Origin of the sequence: Roseateles sp., from assembly GCF_049240545.1 — a bacterium.
GTDB lineage: Bacteria > Pseudomonadota > Gammaproteobacteria > Burkholderiales > Burkholderiaceae_C > Paucibacter_A.
In genome coordinates, this window is sequence record NZ_JBMLSK010000119.1 from 1 (window position 1) to 1,157 (window position 1,157).

Genomic DNA, 1,157 nt, shown 5'->3' on the forward strand with positions numbered 1-1,157 from the left:
TGCCGGCTGTCGCGATGAAGCCGGCGCTCGCGAAGAAGCCTGCGCTTGCGAAGAAGCCTGCGCTTGCGAAGAAGCCTGCGCTTGCGAAGAAACTGGCTCTCGCGAAGAAGCCGGCTTTCGCGAAGAAGCCCGCGATCGCAAAGAATCCCGTTCGGGCTGAGCCTGTCGAAGCCCCCGCAAGCGCTTCGCTCAGTACAGACCCGTCCAAGCCCTCGCGAGCACTTCGACAAGCTCAGTGCGAACGGCTTGGTGGGTGCGGCAGCAACGTCTTCCTGTCAGCAAGTACAGACCCGTCCAAGCCCTCGCAGGCACTTCGACAGGCTCAGTGCGAACGGCTTGGCGGGTGCGGCAGCAACGTCTTCCTGTCAGCCTCCACACCCCATGGCTGCGGTGGGCGCTCGCGCGGAGGCCGACTCTCGGGAAGAAACCGGCTCTCGGGAAGAAACCGGCTTTCGCGAAGAAGCCCGCGATCGCAAAGAATCCCGTTCGGGCTGAGCCTGTCGAAGCCCCCGCAAGCGCTTCGCTCAGTACAGACCCGTCCAAGCCCTCGCGAGCACTTCGACAAGCTCAGTGCGAACGGCTTGGTGGGTGGCGGCAGCAACGTCTTCCTGTCAGCAAGTACAGACAGACCCGTCCAAGCCCTCTCGGGCACTTCCACAGGCTCAGTGCGAGCGGCTCTGAAGGTCCGACAGCACCGGCTGCTTGCGCGATGGCACCTGTTCCGGAGGCATCGGCAACGCGTCCACCGCCTCGCGCAGGGCCTTGCCCGGCTTGAAGTGGGGCACCAGCTTCTCGGGGATGGTCACCTGCGCGCCGCTGCGGGGGTTGCGCCCCAAACGCGGCGGCCGACGGCTGATCGAGAAGCTGCCAAACCCGCGGATCTCAATGCGGTGCCCGCGCGCCAGGGCGTCGGACATCGCATCGAGAATGGTCTTGACTGCGAACTCGGTGTCGCGCTGCGTGAGCTGCGCGAACCGCTCGGCCAGACGAAGCACCAGATCCGAACGGGTCATGGACGTCAGCCGTTGTTGCTGTTGTCGAGCTTGGCGCGCAGCAGGGCGCCCAGGCTGGTGGTGCCGGCGTTTTCACGCTCGTTGCTCTGCGACAGGCGCTGCATGGCTTCTTGCTGGTCGGCCACGTCCTTGGCCTTGATCGAC

At 65.3% G+C, this 1,157-nt stretch carries 1 protein-coding gene; it reads right to left on the reverse strand.

Annotated features, from left to right (window positions below):
* Positions 1 to 662: 662 nt before the first annotated feature.
* Positions 663 to 1,013 (reverse strand): integration host factor subunit beta, encoded by a 351-nt coding sequence (locus ACOVRJ_RS08125; RefSeq protein WP_422043382.1) that lies wholly within the window; start codon positions 1,011 to 1,013, stop codon positions 663 to 665.
* Positions 1,014 to 1,157: the final 144 nt, after the last annotated feature.